The sequence below is a fragment of the Kitasatospora sp. NPDC057595 genome (assembly GCF_042800875.1).
Classification (GTDB): domain Bacteria; phylum Actinomycetota; class Actinomycetes; order Streptomycetales; family Streptomycetaceae; genus Kitasatospora.
In genome coordinates this window covers 146822-165307 of the sequence record NZ_JBHVGL010000018.1, presented here as the reverse complement: position 1 = coordinate 165307, position 18486 = coordinate 146822, and the positions used below count along the sequence as shown (strand labels likewise).

Genomic DNA, 18486 nt, shown 5'->3' with positions numbered 1-18486 from the left:
AAGGGCTCCTCCCGCCCCGGCGGCCGGAACCGCCGCACCCCGGCGGTGCGTCCCCGACGGCGAACGGCCCCTCCGTACACCGCCGGCCCCGACCCCGTGTCAGGACCGCCCGGACGGGCTCTCCGGGCGCTCCGCAGCAGGCGGCACGGGGTCCGGGGCGCCGAGCCGGGCAGCGGAGTCGGTAGGCTGATCCCGTCCCCGCCGCCCGACGGCCCGTAGTCCGGCCCCGGGCGGTGCCGCAGCAAGGAGGAACCACTGAGCATGGCAGGCACCGAATCGGAGCCCACAGGCGCACGCGACGCCTCGCTGCCGGCGCGCGCGAAGATCGCGGTGACCGCCGGCAAGGTGGCCGCCGCCGTCTCCCGCAAGGCCGGGCGCGGCAGCGGATCGGTGATCGGCGGCAAGGTCGCCCTGAGGCTCGACCCCGATCTGCTCGCCACCCTCGCCGAGAACCTCGACGTGGTGCTGGTCAGCGCCACCAACGGCAAGACCACGACCACCCGTCTGATCGCCGAGGCGCTGCGCGCCGCCGGCCCGGTCGTCTCCAACGCGCTCGGCGCCAACATGCCGGCCGGCATCACCTCCGCCCTGGCCGGCGGCTCCGAGGCCCGCTTCGGCGTCATCGAGGTCGACGAGAAGTACCTGGCGATGGTGGCCCGGGACACCCGCCCCAAGGCGATCGCCCTGCTCAACCTCTCCCGCGACCAGCTCGACCGCGCCGCCGAGACCCGCATGATGGCGGAGAAGTGGCGCGAGGGCCTGCAGGACACCGAGGCCGTGGTGATCGCCAACGCCGACGACCCGCTGGTGACCTGGGCCGCGTCCTCCTGCAAGAAGGTGGTCTGGGTGGCCGCCGGACAGGCGTGGAAGGAGGACGCCTGGTCCTGCCCGGCCTGCGGCGGCGTGATGCAGCGCCCCGGCGACGACTGGTTCTGCCAGGAGTGCGGCTTCCGGCGCCCCAACCCGCACTGGGCCCTGCAGGGCACCCACGTCATCGACCCGCAGCGCGGCGCCTGGCCGATCCAGCTCCAGCTGCCCGGCCGGGCCAACCTGGCCAACGCCACCAGCTCGGCCGCCGTCGCCGCCGTGTTCGGCGTCTCCCCGCAGGTCGCGCTGGAGCGGATGCGCTCCGTCACCGCGGTGGCCGGCCGCTACGACGTCGTCCAGTACCAGGGCCGCGACATCCGGCTGCTGCTGGCCAAGAACCCGGCCGGCTGGCTGGAGACCTTCTCGCTGATCGACGGCCCGCCGACCCCGGTGGTGCTCTCGGTCAACGCCCTGGACGCCGACGGCACCGACACCTCGTGGCTGTGGGACGTGGACTACGAGCGGCTCGCCGGGCACCCGGTGTTCGTGCTGGGCCAGCGCAAGCTGGACCTGGCGGTGCGCCTGGAGGTCGCCGGCCTGCAGTTCCACGTCGTGGACTCGCTGGAGCAGGCCGTCCGGATGGCGCCGCCCGGCCGGATCGAGGCGATCGCCAACTACACCGCCTTCCAGCAGCTGCGGAAGGTCGTGGCCGGCTGATGCCGGCCACCCGCCCAGCAGCCCCAGCAGCCCACCGCACGTACGTCATGGAAGGCCTTCGAGGATGAGTGAGAGCAGCCTGCGCGTGGTCTGGGTCTACCCCGACCTGCTCAGCACCTACGGCGACCGCGGCAACGCCCTGGTCGTGGAGCGCCGGGCCCGGCAGCGCCACCTCAACGTGACCCGGATCGACGTCCGCTCCGACCAGGCGGTGCCCACCAGCGGCGACATCTACCTGATCGGCGGCGGCGAGGACCGTCCGCAGCGGCTCGCCGCCGAGCGGCTGCGCAACGACTCCGGGCTGGTGCGGGCCTCCGAGAACGGCGCGATCATCTTCGCGGTCTGCGCCGGCTACCAGATCCTCGGCCACGAGTTCATCAACGACCTCGGCCAGCGCGAGCCGGGCCTCGGCCTGCTGGACGTGTGGACCAGCCGCGGCGAGGGCGAGCGCTGCGTCGGCGACGTGCTGGCCGACGTCGACCCGGCCCTCGGCCTGCCGCAGCTGACCGGGTTCGAGAACCACCAGGGCGTGACCCACCTCGGCCAGGGCGTCAAGCCGCTGGCCCGGGTCACCGCCGGCCGGGGCAACGGCACCGGCGACGGCACCGAGGGCGCCTGGCGGGACACCGTCTTCGGCACCTACCTGCACGGCCCGGTGATGGCGCGCAACCCCGCCGTCGCCGACATGCTGATCAAGCTGGCGCTGGACGTGAACGCCCTGCCGCCGGCCGACACCACCTGGTACGACGCGCTGCGCTCCGAGCGCATCGCGGCCACGACGCGCCCCGCGTAGCACGTCCCGGGCCCGTCCGACCGGGTGCCCGCGATGCGGTCACCCGGCCCACGGGCGGGCCGGAACGTACGACAATGGGGCTGCCCCTTCCCGGGGCTGCCGGCTGCACACCCTCCTCGGCAGCAGGCTGCACTTCCACGCGGGGGCGCCGACGGCGCCGCTCCCGCGTCGGCTCCTGCCCGGCCGGACGCAGGGGCCGTATGCTCGACACCCACGGCCGGTTTCGGATGTTCTGTCCGAATCGGCCGGTCCTTCACCCGGCGGCCATCTCCGCGTCAACCCGGCGCGGGAACGGCTCGCTACGGTGGCGGTCCGTCGTCCCAGCCTGTAGTCCGGCCGTTCCTCGGTTCTGCTCGGGAGTTGCAAAGCAATGCGTATTGGAGTGCTGACCAGCGGCGGTGACTGCCCCGGCCTGAACGCGGTGATCCGCTCCGTGGTCCACCGGGGGGTGGTCGACCACGGCGACGAGATCATCGGGTTCGAGGACGGCTGGCGCGGGTTCCTGGAGGGGCACCACCGGCCCCTGACCCTCGACTCGGTGAGCGGGATCCTCGCCCAGGGCGGCACCATCCTCGGTTCCTCCCGGGTCCAGCCCAGCCACCTGCGCGACGGCGTCGAGCGCGCCAAGCAGTACTGCGCGGACCTCGGCCTGGACGCGGTGATCCCGATCGGCGGCGAGGGCACCCTGAAGGCCGCCAAGCTGATGAGCGACGCGGGCCTGCCGATCGTCGGCGTGCCGAAGACCATCGACAACGACATCGCCTGCACCGACGTCACCTTCGGCTTCGACACCGCCGTGTCGGTCGCCACCGAGGCGCTGGACCGGCTGAAGACCACCGCCGAGTCGCACCAGCGCGTCATGGTCGTCGAGGTCATGGGCCGTCACACCGGCTGGATCGCGCTGAACGCGGGCATGGCCGCCGGTGCGCACGCGATCGTCGTCCCGGAGCGCCCGTTCCACATCGAGAAGCTCACCGCCGTCGTCCGGGAGCGCTTCGACCGGCAGAAGAAGTTCGCGATCGTGGTCTGCGCCGAGGGCGCCAAGCCCGAGCCCGGCACCATGCACTGGGAGGAGGGCACCAAGGACATCTACGGCCACGAGCGCTTCACCGGCATCGCGACCCAGCTCTCCCGCGAGCTGGAGCACCGCCTCGGCAAGGAGGCCCGTCCGGTGATCCTCGGCCACACCCAGCGCGGCGGCACCCCGACCGCCTACGACCGGGTGCTCGCCACCCGGTTCGGCTGGCACGCCGTGGAGGCCGTCCACCAGGGCGCCTTCGGGCACATCACCGCCCTGCAGGGCACCGACATCAACCTGGTGCCGTTGGGCGAGGCGGTGGCCGAGCTGAAGACCGTCCCGGCCGACCGCTACCTGGAGGCCGAGACGGTCATCTGACCGCCTCGCTCCCCCGCTTCGCCGTTCACCACTTCACCGCGGAGCCCCGCCCCCCGAGCGCGCGAGCCTCGGGGGGCCGGAGCCGTTCTCGGCAGCCGCCCTGCCGGGAGCGGGACCGCCGGATCAGAAGCCGGTGTTCGGAGTCGGTCATCTTTGCTTGGTCTTGATCAGTGGGCCAGGGTGGACGACACCGTGGACCGGCCCCCCAACGGAAGGACACCAAGGCGATGGAGATCCTCGCGTACGGCGTGCAGGCGGATGAGCGGCCGCTGATGGAGGAAGCGTTCGCGGGCCGGTACGGGCTGCGCTGCCTGTCCGTCTTCCTCAACCGCGACACCGCCCCGCTGGCCGCCGGCTACCCCGCCGTCAGCAGCAGCGTCAACGACGTCCTGGACGCCGGGACCCTCGCCGTCCTCGCCGCCGGCGGCACGAAGCTGATCGCCCAGCGCTCCACCGGCTTCAACAACATCGACCTGGACGCCGCCGCCGAACTCGGTCTCACCGTCGCTCGGGTCTCCCACTACAGCCCGTACTCAGTTGCCGAACACGCCTGGACCCTGGCCCTCGCCGTCAACCGGCGCCTCACCCGCGCCGCCAACCGCTCCCGCGAGTTCGACTTCCGCCTCGACGGCCTGCTCGGCCGCGACATCCACGGCATGACCGTCGGCGTCATCGGCACCGGCAAGATCGGCGAGTGCTTCGCCCGCATCGCCGCCGGCTTCGGCACCCACCTCCTCGGCTGGGACATCACCCGCAACCCCGCCTGCCTCGACCTCGGCATGGCCTACACCGAACTCCCCGAACTGCTCACCCGCGCCGACCTCATCAGCCTCCACGTTCCCCTCCTCCCCGCCACCCACCACCTGATCGACAGCGCCGCCCTCGCCCGCATGAAGGACGACGCGATCCTCGTCAACTCCAGCCGCGGCGGCCTCATCGACAGCGCCGCCCTGGTCGAGACCCTGCGCGCCGGACGCCTCTCCGGCGTCGGCCTCGACGTCTACGAGGAGGAGACCGGCGTCTTCTTCACCGACCGCTCCATCCACGGCATCACCGACGACACCCTCGCCCGCCTCGTCACCTTCCCCCAGGTCCTGGTCACCAGCCACCAGGCCTACTTCACCCACACCGCCGTCGGCCAGATCATCGACGCCACCGTCCGCAACATCGACGACCACGCCAAGGGCCGCACCAACGAGAACACCCTCGTCCCCAGGAGCTGACGACCGTGCTCCCGCTTCTCACGGGCCTACGGGCGGTGTGACGGTCGGGGTGACGGGCAGTCGGCGTCTTGGGCGGGGAGGACGCCGTCGAGGAGGTAGCGGTCGACTGCGGCGTCCACGCAGGTGTCACGCGGGGCGAACAGGCCCGCGTAGACGGTGTGGCGGAAGGCGCCGCGCAGGGTCACCAGGCGGGAGCCGGTCAGCGCGCGGTGGGCGGAGAGCTGGCCGGGGTAGGTGGCGGCCGGGTCGCCGTCGGCGCCTACCAGCAGGACCGGGACGGCGTTGCGCACCCGGGTGGGCGGCTCAGCGGGGTCCGTGGGCCAGTAGGTGCAGGGCGTGAGATTGCGGGTGAGCGGACCGAACAGCGGCTCGTCGGCGCGGTGGGCCCGGATGTCCCGGTAGTAGGCGAGCGGGTCGCGCGAGGCGGCGCGGTCCGCGCACATGATCGCGGTCTGCACGGCGGCGTAGCCGCCGGTGTCGGGGGCCTCCAGTCCGGCCAGTACCGCCTCCAGCAGTGCGGTCGGCGGGGTCGGCCGGCCGTCGGCGACGTCGGCCAGGACGTGCACCAGGGCGGAGAACTCCTCGTAGGCGGCGTCGTCGTCGCCGGCCGACACCGTCCACAGCACCTGCGGCAGGGCTCGGGCGTCGACCCGGTGGGCACCGACCGCCAGCGGGGCGCGCTCGGCGGCCAGGCGCACCCGCTCGACCGAGGCCAGCACCTCGGCGGTGGTCACGCCCAGGTGGTGGCGGTCGTCGTGGCCGGCCGCCCAGGCGGCCCAGGCGGTGAGCGCGGCCCCCATCGCGGGGCCCTGGGTGGCGGTCAGGTCGGGGCCGAAGCGGTCCGGGTCCATGGCCGCGTCGAACACCGCCCGCCCGACCCGGTCGGGGAACATCTGGAGGTAGACCTCGCCGAGGTAGCTCCCGTAGGACGAACCGAGATAGGCGACCGTCGGCTCGCCGAGGACGGCGCGCACCAGGTCCATGTCCCGGGCGGTGTTGCGGGTGGAGGCGTGCGGCAGCAGGGCGCGGTACGGGGCGCAGCGGGCCGCGAGGTCCTTGGCGACCTCGGCGGCCCGGTCGAAGCCCAGCCGGTCGGGGCCGGCCGAGCCGGGGCCGGCCGTCGGCCAGCCGCAGTCGAGGGGGGTGCTGGCACCGACGAAGCGCGGGTCCATGCCGACGATGTCGTACCGGGCGCCGACGGCGGGGGCGGCCTGGCGCAGGGCGAGGGCGAGCCCGCGGGCGGGGACGCCGGGGCCACCGGGGTTGTAGAACAGGGTGCCCAGCCGGTGGGCGGGGTCGGTGGCGGGCAGCCGGGAGAGGGCGACGCCGATCGTCCTTCCCTCGGGACGGCGGTAGTCGAGGGGGACGGTCACCTCGGTGCAGCGGGCGCCGGCGGCGTCGAGTTCGGCGCCGGCGGCGTCCTCCGGGCCGGTCGCGCAGGGGTGCCAGACCGGCTGCCGGCCGCGCAACGCGGCGAGCGGGTCGGCGGCGGCCGGCGCGGTGACGCCGAGTGCCGATGCCGGTACGGCCGACGCGGTGAGGACGGACAGGGCCAGCGCCGCCACAGCGGCGGCCGACTTGGCGGCGCGGATCACGGTGTTTCCCCTCGGGTTCCTCGGTGGACCGTCGGGGCGACCGTAGGCGCCCGCGACGGCCGGGCGCGTCCACCACCGGTACCGGCCTCCCCCGCCGAAGTGCCGCTACGGATCTGCTACTTCAGGACCATCCGCGGCCGCGCGCCACGCGCGGTGCACCGCCGGGCGGAGGTCGTTTCCGGACGAAGGGCACAGCCGCGGGCGCGGTTCCTCGCCGATCGAACCCGTACTGGCGGGCGGCTCGGCGGGCGGCCCGGCGGACCGCTCGGCGGGCGGCGGTCCCACCCGACCGGGGGGACGGAACGGGGGCCGGGGAACCGGCCGGGGTAAGGCCCGCCTAGGCTGTATGCCGAAGCAAAACGGGCGAACCGGACCCGTCCAGGGTCCGGGACGAGGGAAAGCGGGACTCGCCGATGGGCGACGGAATGTCAGGCATGCACCACCACGGCGGGATGACCGAACTCGGCCCCTTCTCGCTCTCCAACGTGCTCACCTGGTCTCCCGACTGGGTGTTCCTGATCGGCAGCCTGGCCGCGCTCGCGCTGTACCTCACCGGCGTGGTCCGGCTGCGGCGGCGCGGCGACAGCTGGCCGATCGGACGCACGGTGGCCTGGGTGCTGGGCGTCGGCTCGGTGATCCTGGTCACCTGCACCGGGCTGAACGACTACGGCATGGTGCTGTTCAGCGCGCACATGATGCAGCACATGGTGCTCTCCATGCTGTCGCCGATCCTGCTGCTGCTCGGCGGGCCGATCACCCTGGCGCTGCGCGCACTGCGGCCGGCCGGCAAGGGACGTCCGCGCGGACCGCGCGAGCTGCTGGTGGCGCTGCTGCACTCGACCTACATCAAGGTGGTCTCGCACCCGGCCTTCACCATCCCGCTGTTCATCGCGAGCCTCTACGGGGTCTACTTCACCCCGCTGTTCGACTTCCTCATGCAGTACCGGCTCGGGCACATCTTCATGATGGTGCACTTCCTGGCGACCGGCCTGGTGTTCTTCTGGCCGATCATGGGCGTGGACCCGGGCCCGCACCGGCCGGGCCACGTGATGCGGATCATCGAGCTGTTCATGGGCATGCCGTTCCACGCCTTCTTCGGCGTCGCGGTGATGATGGCCAACCACCAGCTGGTGAACACCTTCACCACCGAGATGGCGCCACCCGGCACCGATCTGCTGGCCGACCAGAAGCTCGCCGGCGGCATCACCTGGGCGTTCGGCGAGATCCCGACCGCGATCGTGCTGATCGCGCTGGTCTACCAGTGGATGGGCTCGGAACAGCGGCTCTCGCGCCGCCGGGACCGCGCCGAGGACCGCAGCGGTGACGCCGAGCTGGCGGCGTACAACGCCTACCTGGCCTCGCTGGACCAGCGCAGCCGGCGCCCCGCGGCCGACGCCGGCTGAGCCCCGGCGGCAGCGCCGAAGGAGCCCCCGTCCGATCCGGACGGGGGCTCCGGCGTTTCCGGAAACGTTTCCAGGAGCGTTCGCGGGAGCGTTCGCGGGAGCATTTCCGGAAGCGCTCCCGCCCGGGCGCCCGGGCCCCGCGGGGAAACGCCGGGAGGCCCCGGAGGTCCGCTGTCGGACCTCCGGGGCCTCCCGGGTTCAACCCCTGTTCCCCCGGGCTCAGCCGAGGTTGGCGAGCGCCTCGTTGAGGGTCTTCGACGGGCGCATCACGGCCGCGGCCTTGGCCGGGTCCGGCTGGTAGTAGCCGCCCAGGTCGACCGGGGAGCCCTGCACCGCGATGAGCTCCTCGACGATCGCCTGCTCCTGCTCGGTGAGCGTCTTGGCCAGGCCCTCGAAGGCCTGGGCGAGCGCGGCGTCCTCGGTCTGGCCGGCCAGCTCCTGGGCCCAGTACGTGGCCAGGTAGAAGTGGCTGCCGCGGTTGTCGATGCCGCCGAGGCGGCGGCTCGGCGACTTGTCCTCGTTGAGGAAGGTGCCGGTGGCGCGGTCCAGCGTGTCGGCCAGCACCTGGGCGCGGGCGTTCCCGGTGGTGCGGGCCAGGTGCTCGAAGCTGGCGGCCAGCGCGAAGAACTCGCCCAGGCTGTCCCAGCGCAGGTAGTTCTCCTTGACCAGCTGCTGGACGTGCTTCGGGGCGGAGCCGCCGGCGCCGGTCTCGAACAGGCCGCCGCCGTTGATCAGCGGGACGACCGACAGCATCTTGGCGCTGGTGCCCAGCTCCAGGATCGGGAACAGGTCGGTCAGGTAGTCGCGCAGCACGTTGCCGGTGACCGAGATGGTGTCCTCGCCACGGCGGATGCGCTCCAGCGAGAACGTGGTGGCCTCGACCGGGGACTTGATCTCGATCTGCAGGCCGTCGGTGTCGTGCTCCGCGAGGTAGGTCTTCACCTTCTCGATCAGCACGGCGTCGTGGGCGCGGGTCTCGTCCAGCCAGAAGACGGCCGGGGTGCCGGAGACGCGGGCGCGGGTGACGGCCAGCTTCACCCAGTCGCGGATCGGCAGGTCCTTGGTCTGGCAGGAGCGGAAGATGTCGCCCGGCTGGACGGCCTGCTCCAGGACGACGTTGCCCTCGGTGTCGACCAGGCGGACGGTGCCGGCCGCGGCGATCTCGAAGGTCTTGTCGTGGCTGCCGTACTCCTCGGCGGCCTGGGCCATCAGGCCGACGTTCGGGACCGAGCCGATGGTGGCCGGGTCCAGGGCGCCGTGGGCGCGGCAGTCGTCGATGACGGCCTGGTAGACGCCCGCGTAGCTGCTGTCCGGCAGCACGGCGAGGGTGTCGGCCTCCTGGCCGTCCGGGCCCCACATGTGGCCGGAGGTGCGGATCATGGCCGGCATCGAGGCGTCGACGATGACGTCGCTCGGCACGTGCAGGTTGGTGATGCCCTTGTCGGAGTCGACCATGGCCAGGGCCGGGCCCTCGGCCAGCTCGGCCTCGAACGAGGCCTTGATCTCCGCGCCCAGGTGCGGCACGTTCTCCAGGCCGGCCAGGATGCCGCCGAGGCCGTTGTTCGGGTTCAGGCCCGCGGCGACGAGCACGTCGCCGTACTTGGCGAAGGTCTGCGGGAAGAAGGCGCGGACCACGTGGCCGAAGATGATCGGGTCGGAGACCTTCATCATGGTGGCCTTCAGGTGGACCGAGAACAGCACGCCCTCGGCCTTGGCCCGGGCCACCTGCGCGGCCAGGAACTCGTTCAGCTCGGCGGCGCGCATGACCGAGGCGTCCACGACCTCGCCGGCCAGCACCGGGACGGACTCGCGCAGCACGGTGGTGGCGCCGTCCTCGGCGACCAGCTCGATGCGCAGCGCGCCGTCGGCGGCGATGACGGCCGACTTCTCGGTGGAGCGGAAGTCGTTCTCGCCCATGGTGGCGACGTTGGTCTTGGAGTCGGCCGACCAGGCGCCCATGCGGTGCGGGTGGGTCTTGGCGTAGTTCTTGACCGACGCGGGGGCGCGGCGGTCCGAGTTGCCCTCGCGCAGGACCGGGTTGACGGCGCTGCCCTTGACCTTGTCGTAACGGGCGCGGACGTCCTTGTCCTCGTCGGTCTGCGGGTCGTCCGGGTAGTCCGGCAGCGCGTAGCCCTGCGCCTGCAGCTCGGCGATGGCCGCCTTGAGCTGGGGGATCGAGGCCGAGATGTTCGGCAGCTTGATGATGTTGGCACCCGGGGTCTTGGCGAGCGCGCCCAGCTCGGCGAGGGCGTCGCCGATCCGCTGGTCCTCGGTCAGACGCTCCGGGAAGCTCGCGATGATCCGCCCGGCGAGGGAGATGTCGCGAGTCTCCACCTTCACGCCGGCCGTCGAGGCATAGGCCTGCACCACCGGCAGGAACGAGTAGGTGGCCAGGGCCGGCGCCTCGTCGGTGTGCGTATAGATGATGGTCGAGTCAGTCATCGGTACTCCGCTTCACGTCTCCAACGTCTTGACGTCAAGATATCTCGTGACCGCCCCTTCGCTCCACCTCCCCCCGGGCACGGATCAGCTCCACCGTCGTCCCGGCGCGGTCGCGGGGCAACCGGAGCGGGCCGGGCGGCGCCTCAACGGGCCCCGCGGAGGGCGGCGAGACGGGCGTCGGACTCGGCCTCGTCGGCCGCCGGCGGTCCGGGTGCTCAGGGTGCTCAGGGTGAAGAACTCCACACCGAAAGGGAAGGCCGTCCGGTGAGCGGTGCACCCGGCCGTCAGGACTTCGTCAACACGGTGCGGCATTCGGTCAACGCTGTGTCAGGACTGTTCACCGTGCGCCCGCGCCCGCCCTAGCTTCGGAGGAGCGGTCACGAGCGATCGCGCGCAGCACCGAGCAGCACCGAGCAGCACCGAGCAGTTCCGGCAGGCCCCACTCCACCACTCGGGAGCACCCGCATGGCCCGCGTCGTCGTCTGGCACGTCCCGGTCACCGTCACCGGACGCACCACCTCCCTGCGCCTCTTCCGTCTGCGCGACGGCAGCCGCTGCGCCGTCGGCTTCAGCTCGGCGGAGGCGCTCGCCGAACTGCTCGGCCCGGAGCAGGCCGCCGTCGAACTCGGCGAACCGGCGCTGCGCGCGCTGACCGCGCCGCTCGGCATCGACGACCTGGTGCTGGATCCGCGCCTGGTCGCCCCGCCCGTGAACGGCCCGTCCGGCGCCGACGCCGCCCGCCCGGCCGCCGGGCAGCCCGCCGCCCGCTCCGGCGCGCACCTCCAGCGCCGGTGAGCGCACTCCACCTGGTCCCGGACGCGCCGCAGCCCGAGCCGGCCCGCACACTGCAGGCGCTGGCCCGGGTGAGCTACGGTCCGGTCCCGCTCGACTTCGAGCGGCTGGCCGCCGAGATCCCGGCGGTGCAGAGCGGGCTGGCCCTGGCCGGCGACGCCGACCTCGAACTGCGGCTCGCCTGCACCGGCCCGGAGGAGTTACGCGCCGTCTCCGCCGCCCTGCTCCGCGCCGGCGCCGCCCACGTCCGCGTCGACCTGGTCCTGCGCGCCCTGGTCCCCGCCCGGCCGGCCCTGCGCCCGGTGCCCTGACACCCCCGGACGCCCGTGCCCGCCCGCCGGCCTCCACGACGGGGTGCCGGGCGGGGCCCGGCCGGATGAGGTCCACCGGTGGTACGGGCGGCGCTCATCGGCCCGGGAACGCATGGGGTCACCCTACGCGATCCGGGAACGACTGCATCTTTATACGAACGGTCTGATTCCTATGATCCAATCGCCCAGCCATCCTGCACGAGTACGAACCAATGCTCAAATCGGGCTCAAATGGCGGAACTACTCATGAGTCACGTAACGGGCGCATGAACAGATCGCCGCCTACCTGCGGAAATATCCTGCGAAGTAGGTAAACATTCAGTAATGAAATCTGTGCAGATGTCTCTGAATACGCCTACCGTGTGGCAACTCTCCGCGCTCCGCACGACCGGAGCCCCCACAGCACAGAGAGATTGCGCATGGCCTCCCTCAACCAGCTCACCCCGCCCGGCACGGGCACCGGTTCCGGCACCGGAACCACCACCCACCGGTCACTCCGCCGCGAAGTCGGCCTCATCGGCCTCATGTGGGCCTCGGTCGGTTCGATCATCGGCTCGGGCTGGCTCTACGGCGCCAAGAACGCCGTCGTCGTCGCCGGACCGGCGGCGCTCGTCTCCTGGGGCATCGGCGCGGTCGCCATCGTCCTGCTCGCCTTCGTGCACGCCGAGCTCGGCGGCATGTTCCCGGTCGCCGGCGGCACCGCCCGCTACCCGCACTACGCCTTCGGCGGACTGGCCGGCATGTCCTTCGGCTGGTTCTCCTGGCTGCAGGCCGCCACCGTCGCGCCCATCGAGGTCGAGGCGATGATCGGCTACGCCGGGCACTGGGAGTTCGCGCAGGGCTTCCTCAACGCGAACGGCACCCTCACCCCGAGCGGCATGGTGGTCGCCGTCCTGCTGATGGGCCTGTTCGTCGCGGTCAACTTCCTCGGCGTCCGGGTGCTCGCCCGCACCAACAGCGCCGCCACCTGGCTGAAGATCTTCGTCCCGCTGTTCGCGATCTTCGTGCTGTCCGTGACCAACTTCCACGGCTCCAACTTCAGCTCGCACGGCTTCGCCCCGTTCGGCATCAAGGGCGTGCTGACCGCGGTCAGCGCCAGCGGCATCATCTTCGCCCTGCTCGGCTTCGAGCAGGCGATCCAGCTGGCCGGCGAGAGCCGGAACCCCAAGCGCGACATCCCCCGCGCCGTGCTCGGCTCGGTCGCCATCGGCACCGCGATCTACGTGCTGCTGCAGGTCGTCTTCATCGCCGCGCTGCCCGCCTCCTCCTTCGCCAACGGCTGGGACAAGCTCGACTTCCCCGGCATCGACGGCCCCTTCGCCGGCCTCGCCACCGTGGTCGGCCTGGGCTGGCTGGCCTGGGTGCTGTACTTCGACGCCATCGTCTCCCCCGGCGGCACCGGCCTCATCTACACCACCTCCACCTCGCGCATCGCGTACGGCCTCAGCAAGAACGGCTACGCGCCGCAGCTCTTCGAGCGGGTCGACAAGCGCGGCGCCCCGTGGTTCGGCCTCATCATGTCGTTCGTCACCGGCGTCATCTGCTTCATGCCCTTCCCGAGCTGGCAGGAGCTGGTCGGCTTCATCACCTCGGCCAGCGTGCTGATGTACGCCGGCGCCCCGCTCGCCTTCGGCGCGCTGCGCCGCCGGCTGCCGGAGCGCGAGCGCTCCTACCGCCTGCCCGGCGGCGCGGCCGTCGCCCCGGCGTCCTTCATCGTCTCCAGCCTCATCATCTACTGGTCCGGCTGGCACACCCTGTCCCGCCTGGGCGTCGCCATCGTCATCGGCTACCTGCTGCTCGGCGGCTACGCCACCTACGCCATCCGCAAGGGCCTGCCGAACGCCCCGCACATGGACTGGCGGGCGGCCCAGTGGCTGCCGGCCTACCTGCTGGGCCTCGGCCTGATCTCCTGGCAGGGCGGCTTCGGCGACGGCACCGGCCGGATCCCGATGTGGTGGGACATGGCGGCGGTCGCCGTCTTCTCCCTGGCCATCTACTACTGGGCGATCCGGGTCGCCCTGCCGGCCGACATCATCGAGCGGAACATCGAGGACGTCGAGGTCGTCGACGAGGGCGGCCACTGACCCCGCGACGGACATGACGAAGGGCCCGCCGGCCATGTGCGACCCGGCGGGCCCTTCCGTTGCTCGCCCGCCCGCCCCCGCTACAGCGACAGCACCGTGCGCAGCGCGTGCTCGACGGCGGCCTCGGGGTCGTCGGCCGGGTGCTCGGAGCGCCAGGCGACGAAGCCGTCGGGGCGCACCAGCAGGGCGCCGTCGGGGCGGATGCCGTGCAGGGCGGCGAAGTCGGCGCCCGGTTCGGGGGCCAGGTCGTCGTCCGCGCCGTCGCCGATCCGGTAGGCGTCCAGCGGGACGGCCAGCCGGTCCGCCGCCCGGCGGGCGGCATCCTGCCAGGCGGTGCCGGCCGAGCCGGTCAGCAGCACCATCGCCTGCTCGTACAGGTCGAGGGTGGACAGCCGCACGCCCGCCCGCAGCAGCCACTGGTGCGGCGCCCGGCTGCCCGGCTCGCCCGTGGACTCGAAGGACTCCGGGACCACCGGGCCGGCCGGGTCGGTGCCGAGCACCGCGCCCTCCCGGTAGCGGTAGCCGAGCGCCACCGCCAGCACCCCGGCCTGCCGGCCGACGCCCGGGACGACGGCGTACCCGGGGTGGCTGTGCTCGGCGGAGCGGGCCGAGGCGCGCTCGCTCGTCACCTGCGCCACCGGCCGGCGCTCGTGCCCGTAGGTCTCCAGCAGGCCCGGGCCGGCCCAGCCGCAGAGCACCGCGGCGAGCTTCCAGGCCAGGTTGTGCGCGTCCTGGATGCCGGTGTTGGAGCCGAACGCGCCGGTCGGCGACATTTCGTGCGCGGAGTCCCCGGCCAGGAACACCCGCCCGCCCGAGTAGCGCTCGGCGACCCGCTCGGCGGCGTGCCACGGGGCCTTGCCGGTCACCTCGACGTCGAGCTCGGGCATCCCGACGGCGGCCCGGATGTGCCGGGCACAGCGCGCGTCGGTGAACGCCTCCAGCGGCTCGCCCAGCTCCGGGTGCCAGGGCGCGTGGAAGACCCACTCCTCCCGGTTGTCGACCGGCAGCAGGGCGCCGTCCGCCTCCGGGTTGGTGAGGTAGCAGGCGATGAAGTGGCGGTCGCCGACGGCCTCGGCCAGCCGCTTGGCCCGGAAGGTGATGCTGACGTTGTGGAACAGCTCGCCCTTGCCGCTCCGGCCGATGCCCAGCCGGTCGCGGGCCGGGCTGCGCGGGCCGTCCGCCGCGATCAGGTACTGCGCCCGGACGACCCGCTCCTCGCCGGTCTCCCGGCTGCGCAGCAGCGCGGTGACGCCGTCGGCGTCCTGCTCGAAGGAGACCAGCTCGGTGCCGAAGCGGATCTCCGCGCCCAGCTCGCGGGCGGTCCGGCGCAGCACCGGTTCCAGGTCGTTCTGGCTGCACAGGCACCATGAGCTGGGGCTGAAGCGGGCCAGCCGTCCGCCGGGGTCGATCTCCCGGAACAGCCACTCCTGTTCCTCGCCGGTCAGCGAGGGTGCCTGCAGGATGCCGTGGTTCGGGGCCAGGACGGACGCCGCCTCGCGGATCGCCCCCTCGATCCCGGCCACCCGGTACAGCTCCATCGTCCGCACGTTGTTGCCTCGGCCACGCGGGTGATGCGAGGTGTCGGCGTGCTTCTCGACGAGCAGGTGCCTGACACCCAGTCGGCCCAGGAAGAGCGAGGCCGACAGCCCGACCAGCGAGCCGCCGACGATCAGGACCGGCACCCGGTCGTCCACCTTCGGATTCATCAATTGCTCCAGCCTGTACGGGAGTTCGTGGCCTGGCGCGAGCCTCGGCGGGGCCCTCTCGGGGGCCCGCGGACGCGGTGGCCCGTTCCTACCGTCCCCCGCGCCGGGCGCGTTGTGCCGTCTCGTCGCCCGGATGGCCCGCATATCTCGCGCCGCCCGGAAGCGCCGCGCACGATCGACCTCAGGCCTGGTGGCCGACGGCCACCGCCGCACCCCTCCCGCCGGGGGCCGCCCGGCCTCCTCCGGCACCGGCGCCGCCGCACGCGGCCCCCGACGCGCGCGGCCCAGAAGCAGAAAGTGGACCATGACGACTCTGTCCGAACCGCCCGCCCGGCAGCACTCCCCCTCCGAGACGCGCCTGCGGGTGGTGCTGATGCTGGAGATCCAGGACGGCGCCCAGCAGCGCTTCATGGACGTGTACGAGCAGCTGCGCCACCAGGTCGCGACCGTGCCCGGCCATGTCAGCGACCAGCTCTGCCAGTCGATCAACGACCCCCGCCAGTGGCTCATCACCAGTGAGTGGGAGGACCAGGAGACCTTCCTGCAGTGGGTGGACAGCCCCGCCCACCGGGAGATGGTCAAGCCGATGCACGGCTGCGTCAGCGACACCTTCCGCTCCCTGCGCTACGCGATCCTCCGGGAGACCTCCGCCGCCGGCGCCACCGGCAGCCGGCCGCCGCTGGAGGTGCCGGCCGACCTGCCGCGTTCCGCCCCCGCCGGACAGGCCGGTCCGCCCAAGGCCGACCCGGGACCGGACGGCGTCGTGCGCCACGCGCTCACCTTCACCGTCAAGCCCGGCAGCGAGCCGGAGGTGGCCCGGATCCTGTCCGGCTACGCCTCCCCGCGCGCGGAGGTGGACGAGACCACCCGGCTGCGCCGCACGTCGCTGTTCATGCACGGCAACCGGGTGGTCCGCGCGGTCGAGGTGATCGGCAGCCTGGGCGAGGCGCTGCGGCACGTCGCCATGCAGCCCGAGGTGCGGGCCGTCGAGGAGGCGATCAACCCGCACCTGGAGGAGGCCCGTCAGCTGGGCGACCCGCAGGCGGCACGCGCCTTCTTCGCCCGGGCCGCGCTGCCGGCCGCCAACCAGGCCGTCGCCGGCTCCCCGGCCTCCGGGCGGCTGCACCGGCACGCCGTGCTGTACCCGGTGAAGCCCGGCAAGGGGAAGTCGGTCACCGACGTGCTGGCCGAGTACGACGACCTCGCCACCGCCGACCCGACCGGCCCGGTCGCCGCGAGCACCGTCTTCCACCGCGGGGACGTCGTGGTGCGGCTGGTGGACCTGCGGCTGCCGCCGGAGGCGGACCCGGCGGCGGCGCTCGGTGTGGCCGGCGAGCGCGAGGCCACCGTGCTGGGCCGGCTGCTCGACCTCGGCCCGGAGGGGGACCTGCGGACCGAGGCCGGACTGCGCGCCTTCCTCGCCGCCCGCAGCATGAACCCGGTCACCGACCGGACGTCCCAGGACTCCTGACCACCACCGCACTCCGGCAAGTTCCGGCAAGCCCCGGCAAGAAGGAAGAAACCATGTCCACGCAGTACCCACGGATCGTGAACGTCTCCGAGGCGCCGGAGAACCGCCGGCGCGGCGGCGACCTGCGCGCCATGCTCACCCCGACCACCTGCGGCGCCACCAGCGGGTTCATGGGCCTGGCCATCGTGCAGCCCGGCGAGCGGATCGGCGAGCACTACCACCCGTACTCCGAGGAGTTCGTGTTCGTCGTCACCGGCGACCTGGAGGTGGACCTGGACGGCGAGACCCGGGTGCTCAAGCCCGAGCAGGGCCTGATGATCCCGATCGACATGCGCCACCGGTTCCGCAACGTCGGCGACACCGTGGCCAAGATGGTCTTCCACCTCGGCCCGCTGGCGCCGCGCCCCGAACTGGGCCACGTCGACACCGAGGAGACCGGGCCGGTGGTCAACTCCGGCCCGCCGGAACACGCCAAGGTGAGCTCGTGAGCCGCCGTCGGGTCGCCGTCACCGGAATCGGCGTGGTCGCGCCCGGAGGGGTCGGGGTCCCGGCGTTCTGGGACCTCCTCACCGCCGGGCGGACGGCGACCCGGGGCATCACGCTCTTCGACCCCGCCGGGTTCCGCTCCCGGATCGCCGCCGAGTGCGACTTCGACCCGGCGGCCCACGGGCTCGGCCCGGACGACGTCCGACGGGCCGACCGCTACGTGCAGTTCGCCATGGTCGCGGCCGACGAGGCGATCACCGACGCCGGACTCGACCTGGCCGCCGAGGACCCGTGGCGGATCGCCGTCTCGCTGGGCACCGCCGTCGGCGGCACCACCCGGCTGGAGCACGACTACGCCCTGGTCAGTGCCGGCGGCGCCCGCTGGGACGTCGACCACCGGCTCGCCGAACCGCAGCTGCACCGGGCGTTCGCGCCCAGCACGCTCGCCTCGGCGGTCGCCGAACGGACCGGCGCGCACGGCCCGGTGCAGACCGTCTCCACCGGCTGCACCTCCGGCCTGGACGCCATCGGGTACGGCTTCCAGGCGGTCGAGGACGGGCGCGCCGACATCTGCGTCGCCGGCGCCTCCGACTCGCCGATCTCGCCGATCACCGTCGCCTGCTTCGACGCCATCAAGGCCACCAGCGAACGCAACGACGACCCGGCGCACGCCTCCCGCCCGTTCGACGCCCACCGGGACGGCTTCGTGCTCGGCGAGGGCGGCGCCGTCCTGGTCCTGGAGGAGCTGGAGCACGCCCGCCGGCGCGGCGCGCGGATCTACGGCGAGATCGGCGGGTTCGCGACCTTCGGCAACGCCTACCACATGACCGGCCTCACCCAGGAGGGGCTGGAGATGTCGCGGGCGATCGACCACGCGCTCGACCACGCCCGGACCGACCGCACCGACGTCGACTACGTCAACGCGCACGGCTCGGGCACCAAGCAGAACGACCGGCACGAGACGGCGGCCGTCAAGCGCTCGCTCGGCGAGCACGCGTACCGGACGCCGATGAGCTCGATCAAGTCGATGGTCGGGCACTCGCTCGGCGCGATCGGCGCCATCGAGGTGGTCGCCTGCACCCTCGCGCTGGACCGCGGTGTGGTGCCGCCGACCGCCAACTACGAGACGCCCGACCCGGAGTGCGACCTCGACTACGTGCCGCGCGCCGCCCGGGAGCTGCCGCTGCGCAACATCCTGTCGGTCGGCAGCGGATTCGGCGGATTCCAGTCCGCTGTCGTACTCACGAGAACGGGGTGAGA

Annotated in this window: 14 protein-coding genes; 11 read left to right on the top strand and 3 right to left on the bottom strand. The window is 72.9% G+C overall.

Going from position 1 to position 18486, the window contains the following annotated elements; all coding sequences use genetic code 11:
* The first annotated feature begins 261 nt into the window (after window positions 1-261).
* The 4 genes from ACFU9E_RS25535 to ACFU9E_RS25520 all read left to right on the top strand — a co-directional run bounded on the left by ACFU9E_RS25535 (window position 262) and on the right by ACFU9E_RS25520 (window position 4936).
* Window positions 262-1524, top strand: coding sequence for a MurT ligase domain-containing protein (locus tag ACFU9E_RS25535; protein ID WP_355371978.1), 1263 nt, complete (start codon window positions 262-264; stop codon window positions 1522-1524).
* A 64-nt stretch (window positions 1525-1588) separates the two neighbouring features.
* Window positions 1589-2317, top strand: a complete 729-nt coding sequence (locus ACFU9E_RS25530; protein ID WP_355371976.1) for a glutamine amidotransferase — start codon at window positions 1589-1591, stop codon at window positions 2315-2317.
* Between the two features lie 370 nt (window positions 2318-2687).
* Complete coding sequence (locus tag ACFU9E_RS25525; protein WP_355371973.1) at window positions 2688-3713, top strand: 6-phosphofructokinase; 1026 nt, start codon at window positions 2688-2690, stop codon at window positions 3711-3713.
* Between the two features lie 227 nt (window positions 3714-3940).
* Window positions 3941-4936, top strand: a complete 996-nt coding sequence (locus ACFU9E_RS25520) for a 2-hydroxyacid dehydrogenase (protein ID WP_380684606.1) — start codon at window positions 3941-3943, stop codon at window positions 4934-4936.
* Window positions 4937-4962: 26 nt separating this feature from the next.
* Here the strand turns inward: ACFU9E_RS25520 and ACFU9E_RS25515 are convergent, their stop codons facing one another.
* Window positions 4963-6531, bottom strand: coding sequence for an alpha/beta hydrolase (locus ACFU9E_RS25515; protein WP_380684605.1), 1569 nt, complete (start codon window positions 6529-6531; stop codon window positions 4963-4965).
* A gap of 434 nt (window positions 6532-6965) precedes the next feature.
* Between ACFU9E_RS25515 and ACFU9E_RS25510 the strand changes: the two genes are divergently transcribed.
* Window positions 6966-7934, top strand: coding sequence for a cytochrome c oxidase assembly protein (locus tag ACFU9E_RS25510; RefSeq protein WP_380684604.1), 969 nt, complete (start codon window positions 6966-6968; stop codon window positions 7932-7934).
* Window positions 7935-8153: 219 nt separating this feature from the next.
* Here ACFU9E_RS25510 and ACFU9E_RS25505 read toward each other — a convergent pair whose 3' ends face one another.
* Window positions 8154-10376 carry an NADP-dependent isocitrate dehydrogenase gene (locus ACFU9E_RS25505; protein WP_380684434.1) on the bottom strand — a complete coding sequence of 741 codons (2223 nt, stop codon included), beginning with the start codon at window positions 10374-10376 and terminating at the stop codon, window positions 8154-8156.
* Between the two features lie 465 nt (window positions 10377-10841).
* Here ACFU9E_RS25505 and ACFU9E_RS25500 point away from each other — a divergent pair, with 465 nt between their 5' ends.
* The 3 genes from ACFU9E_RS25500 (at window position 10842) to ACFU9E_RS25490 (ending at window position 13563) form a co-directional block, all read left to right on the top strand.
* Complete coding sequence (locus tag ACFU9E_RS25500) at window positions 10842-11171, top strand: SAV_915 family protein (RefSeq protein ID WP_380684433.1); 330 nt, start codon at window positions 10842-10844, stop codon at window positions 11169-11171.
* Window positions 11168-11479, top strand: coding sequence for a hypothetical protein (locus tag ACFU9E_RS25495; protein ID WP_380684432.1), 312 nt, complete (start codon window positions 11168-11170; stop codon window positions 11477-11479). Before ACFU9E_RS25500 ends, ACFU9E_RS25495 begins: the two co-directional genes overlap by 4 nt.
* 419 nt (window positions 11480-11898) lie before the next feature.
* A complete protein-coding gene (locus ACFU9E_RS25490) occupies window positions 11899-13563 on the top strand; it encodes an APC family permease (protein ID WP_380684431.1) in 1665 nt (554 codons plus the stop codon).
* 80 nt (window positions 13564-13643) lie between these two features.
* On the opposite strand, the gene ACFU9E_RS25485 is transcribed toward ACFU9E_RS25490, so the two are convergent.
* Window positions 13644-15269, bottom strand: coding sequence for an FAD-dependent oxidoreductase (locus ACFU9E_RS25485; protein WP_380684430.1), 1626 nt, complete (start codon window positions 15267-15269; stop codon window positions 13644-13646).
* A 304-nt stretch (window positions 15270-15573) separates the two neighbouring features.
* Between ACFU9E_RS25485 and ACFU9E_RS25480 the strand changes: the two genes are divergently transcribed.
* The 3 genes from ACFU9E_RS25480 to ACFU9E_RS25470 are packed head-to-tail and all read left to right on the top strand — an operon-like array spanning window position 15574 to window position 18484.
* Window positions 15574-16740, top strand: coding sequence for a SchA/CurD-like domain-containing protein (locus ACFU9E_RS25480; protein WP_380684429.1), 1167 nt, complete (start codon window positions 15574-15576; stop codon window positions 16738-16740).
* Window positions 16741-16793: 53 nt separating this feature from the next.
* Window positions 16794-17228, top strand: coding sequence for a cupin domain-containing protein (locus tag ACFU9E_RS25475; RefSeq protein WP_355373990.1), 435 nt, complete (start codon window positions 16794-16796; stop codon window positions 17226-17228).
* Window positions 17225-18484 carry a beta-ketoacyl-[acyl-carrier-protein] synthase family protein gene (locus tag ACFU9E_RS25470; RefSeq protein WP_380684428.1) on the top strand — a complete coding sequence of 420 codons (1260 nt, stop codon included), beginning with the start codon at window positions 17225-17227 and terminating at the stop codon, window positions 18482-18484. The genes ACFU9E_RS25475 and ACFU9E_RS25470 overlap by 4 nt, the downstream gene beginning before the upstream one ends.
* The last annotated feature ends 2 nt before the right edge of the window (window positions 18485-18486 follow it).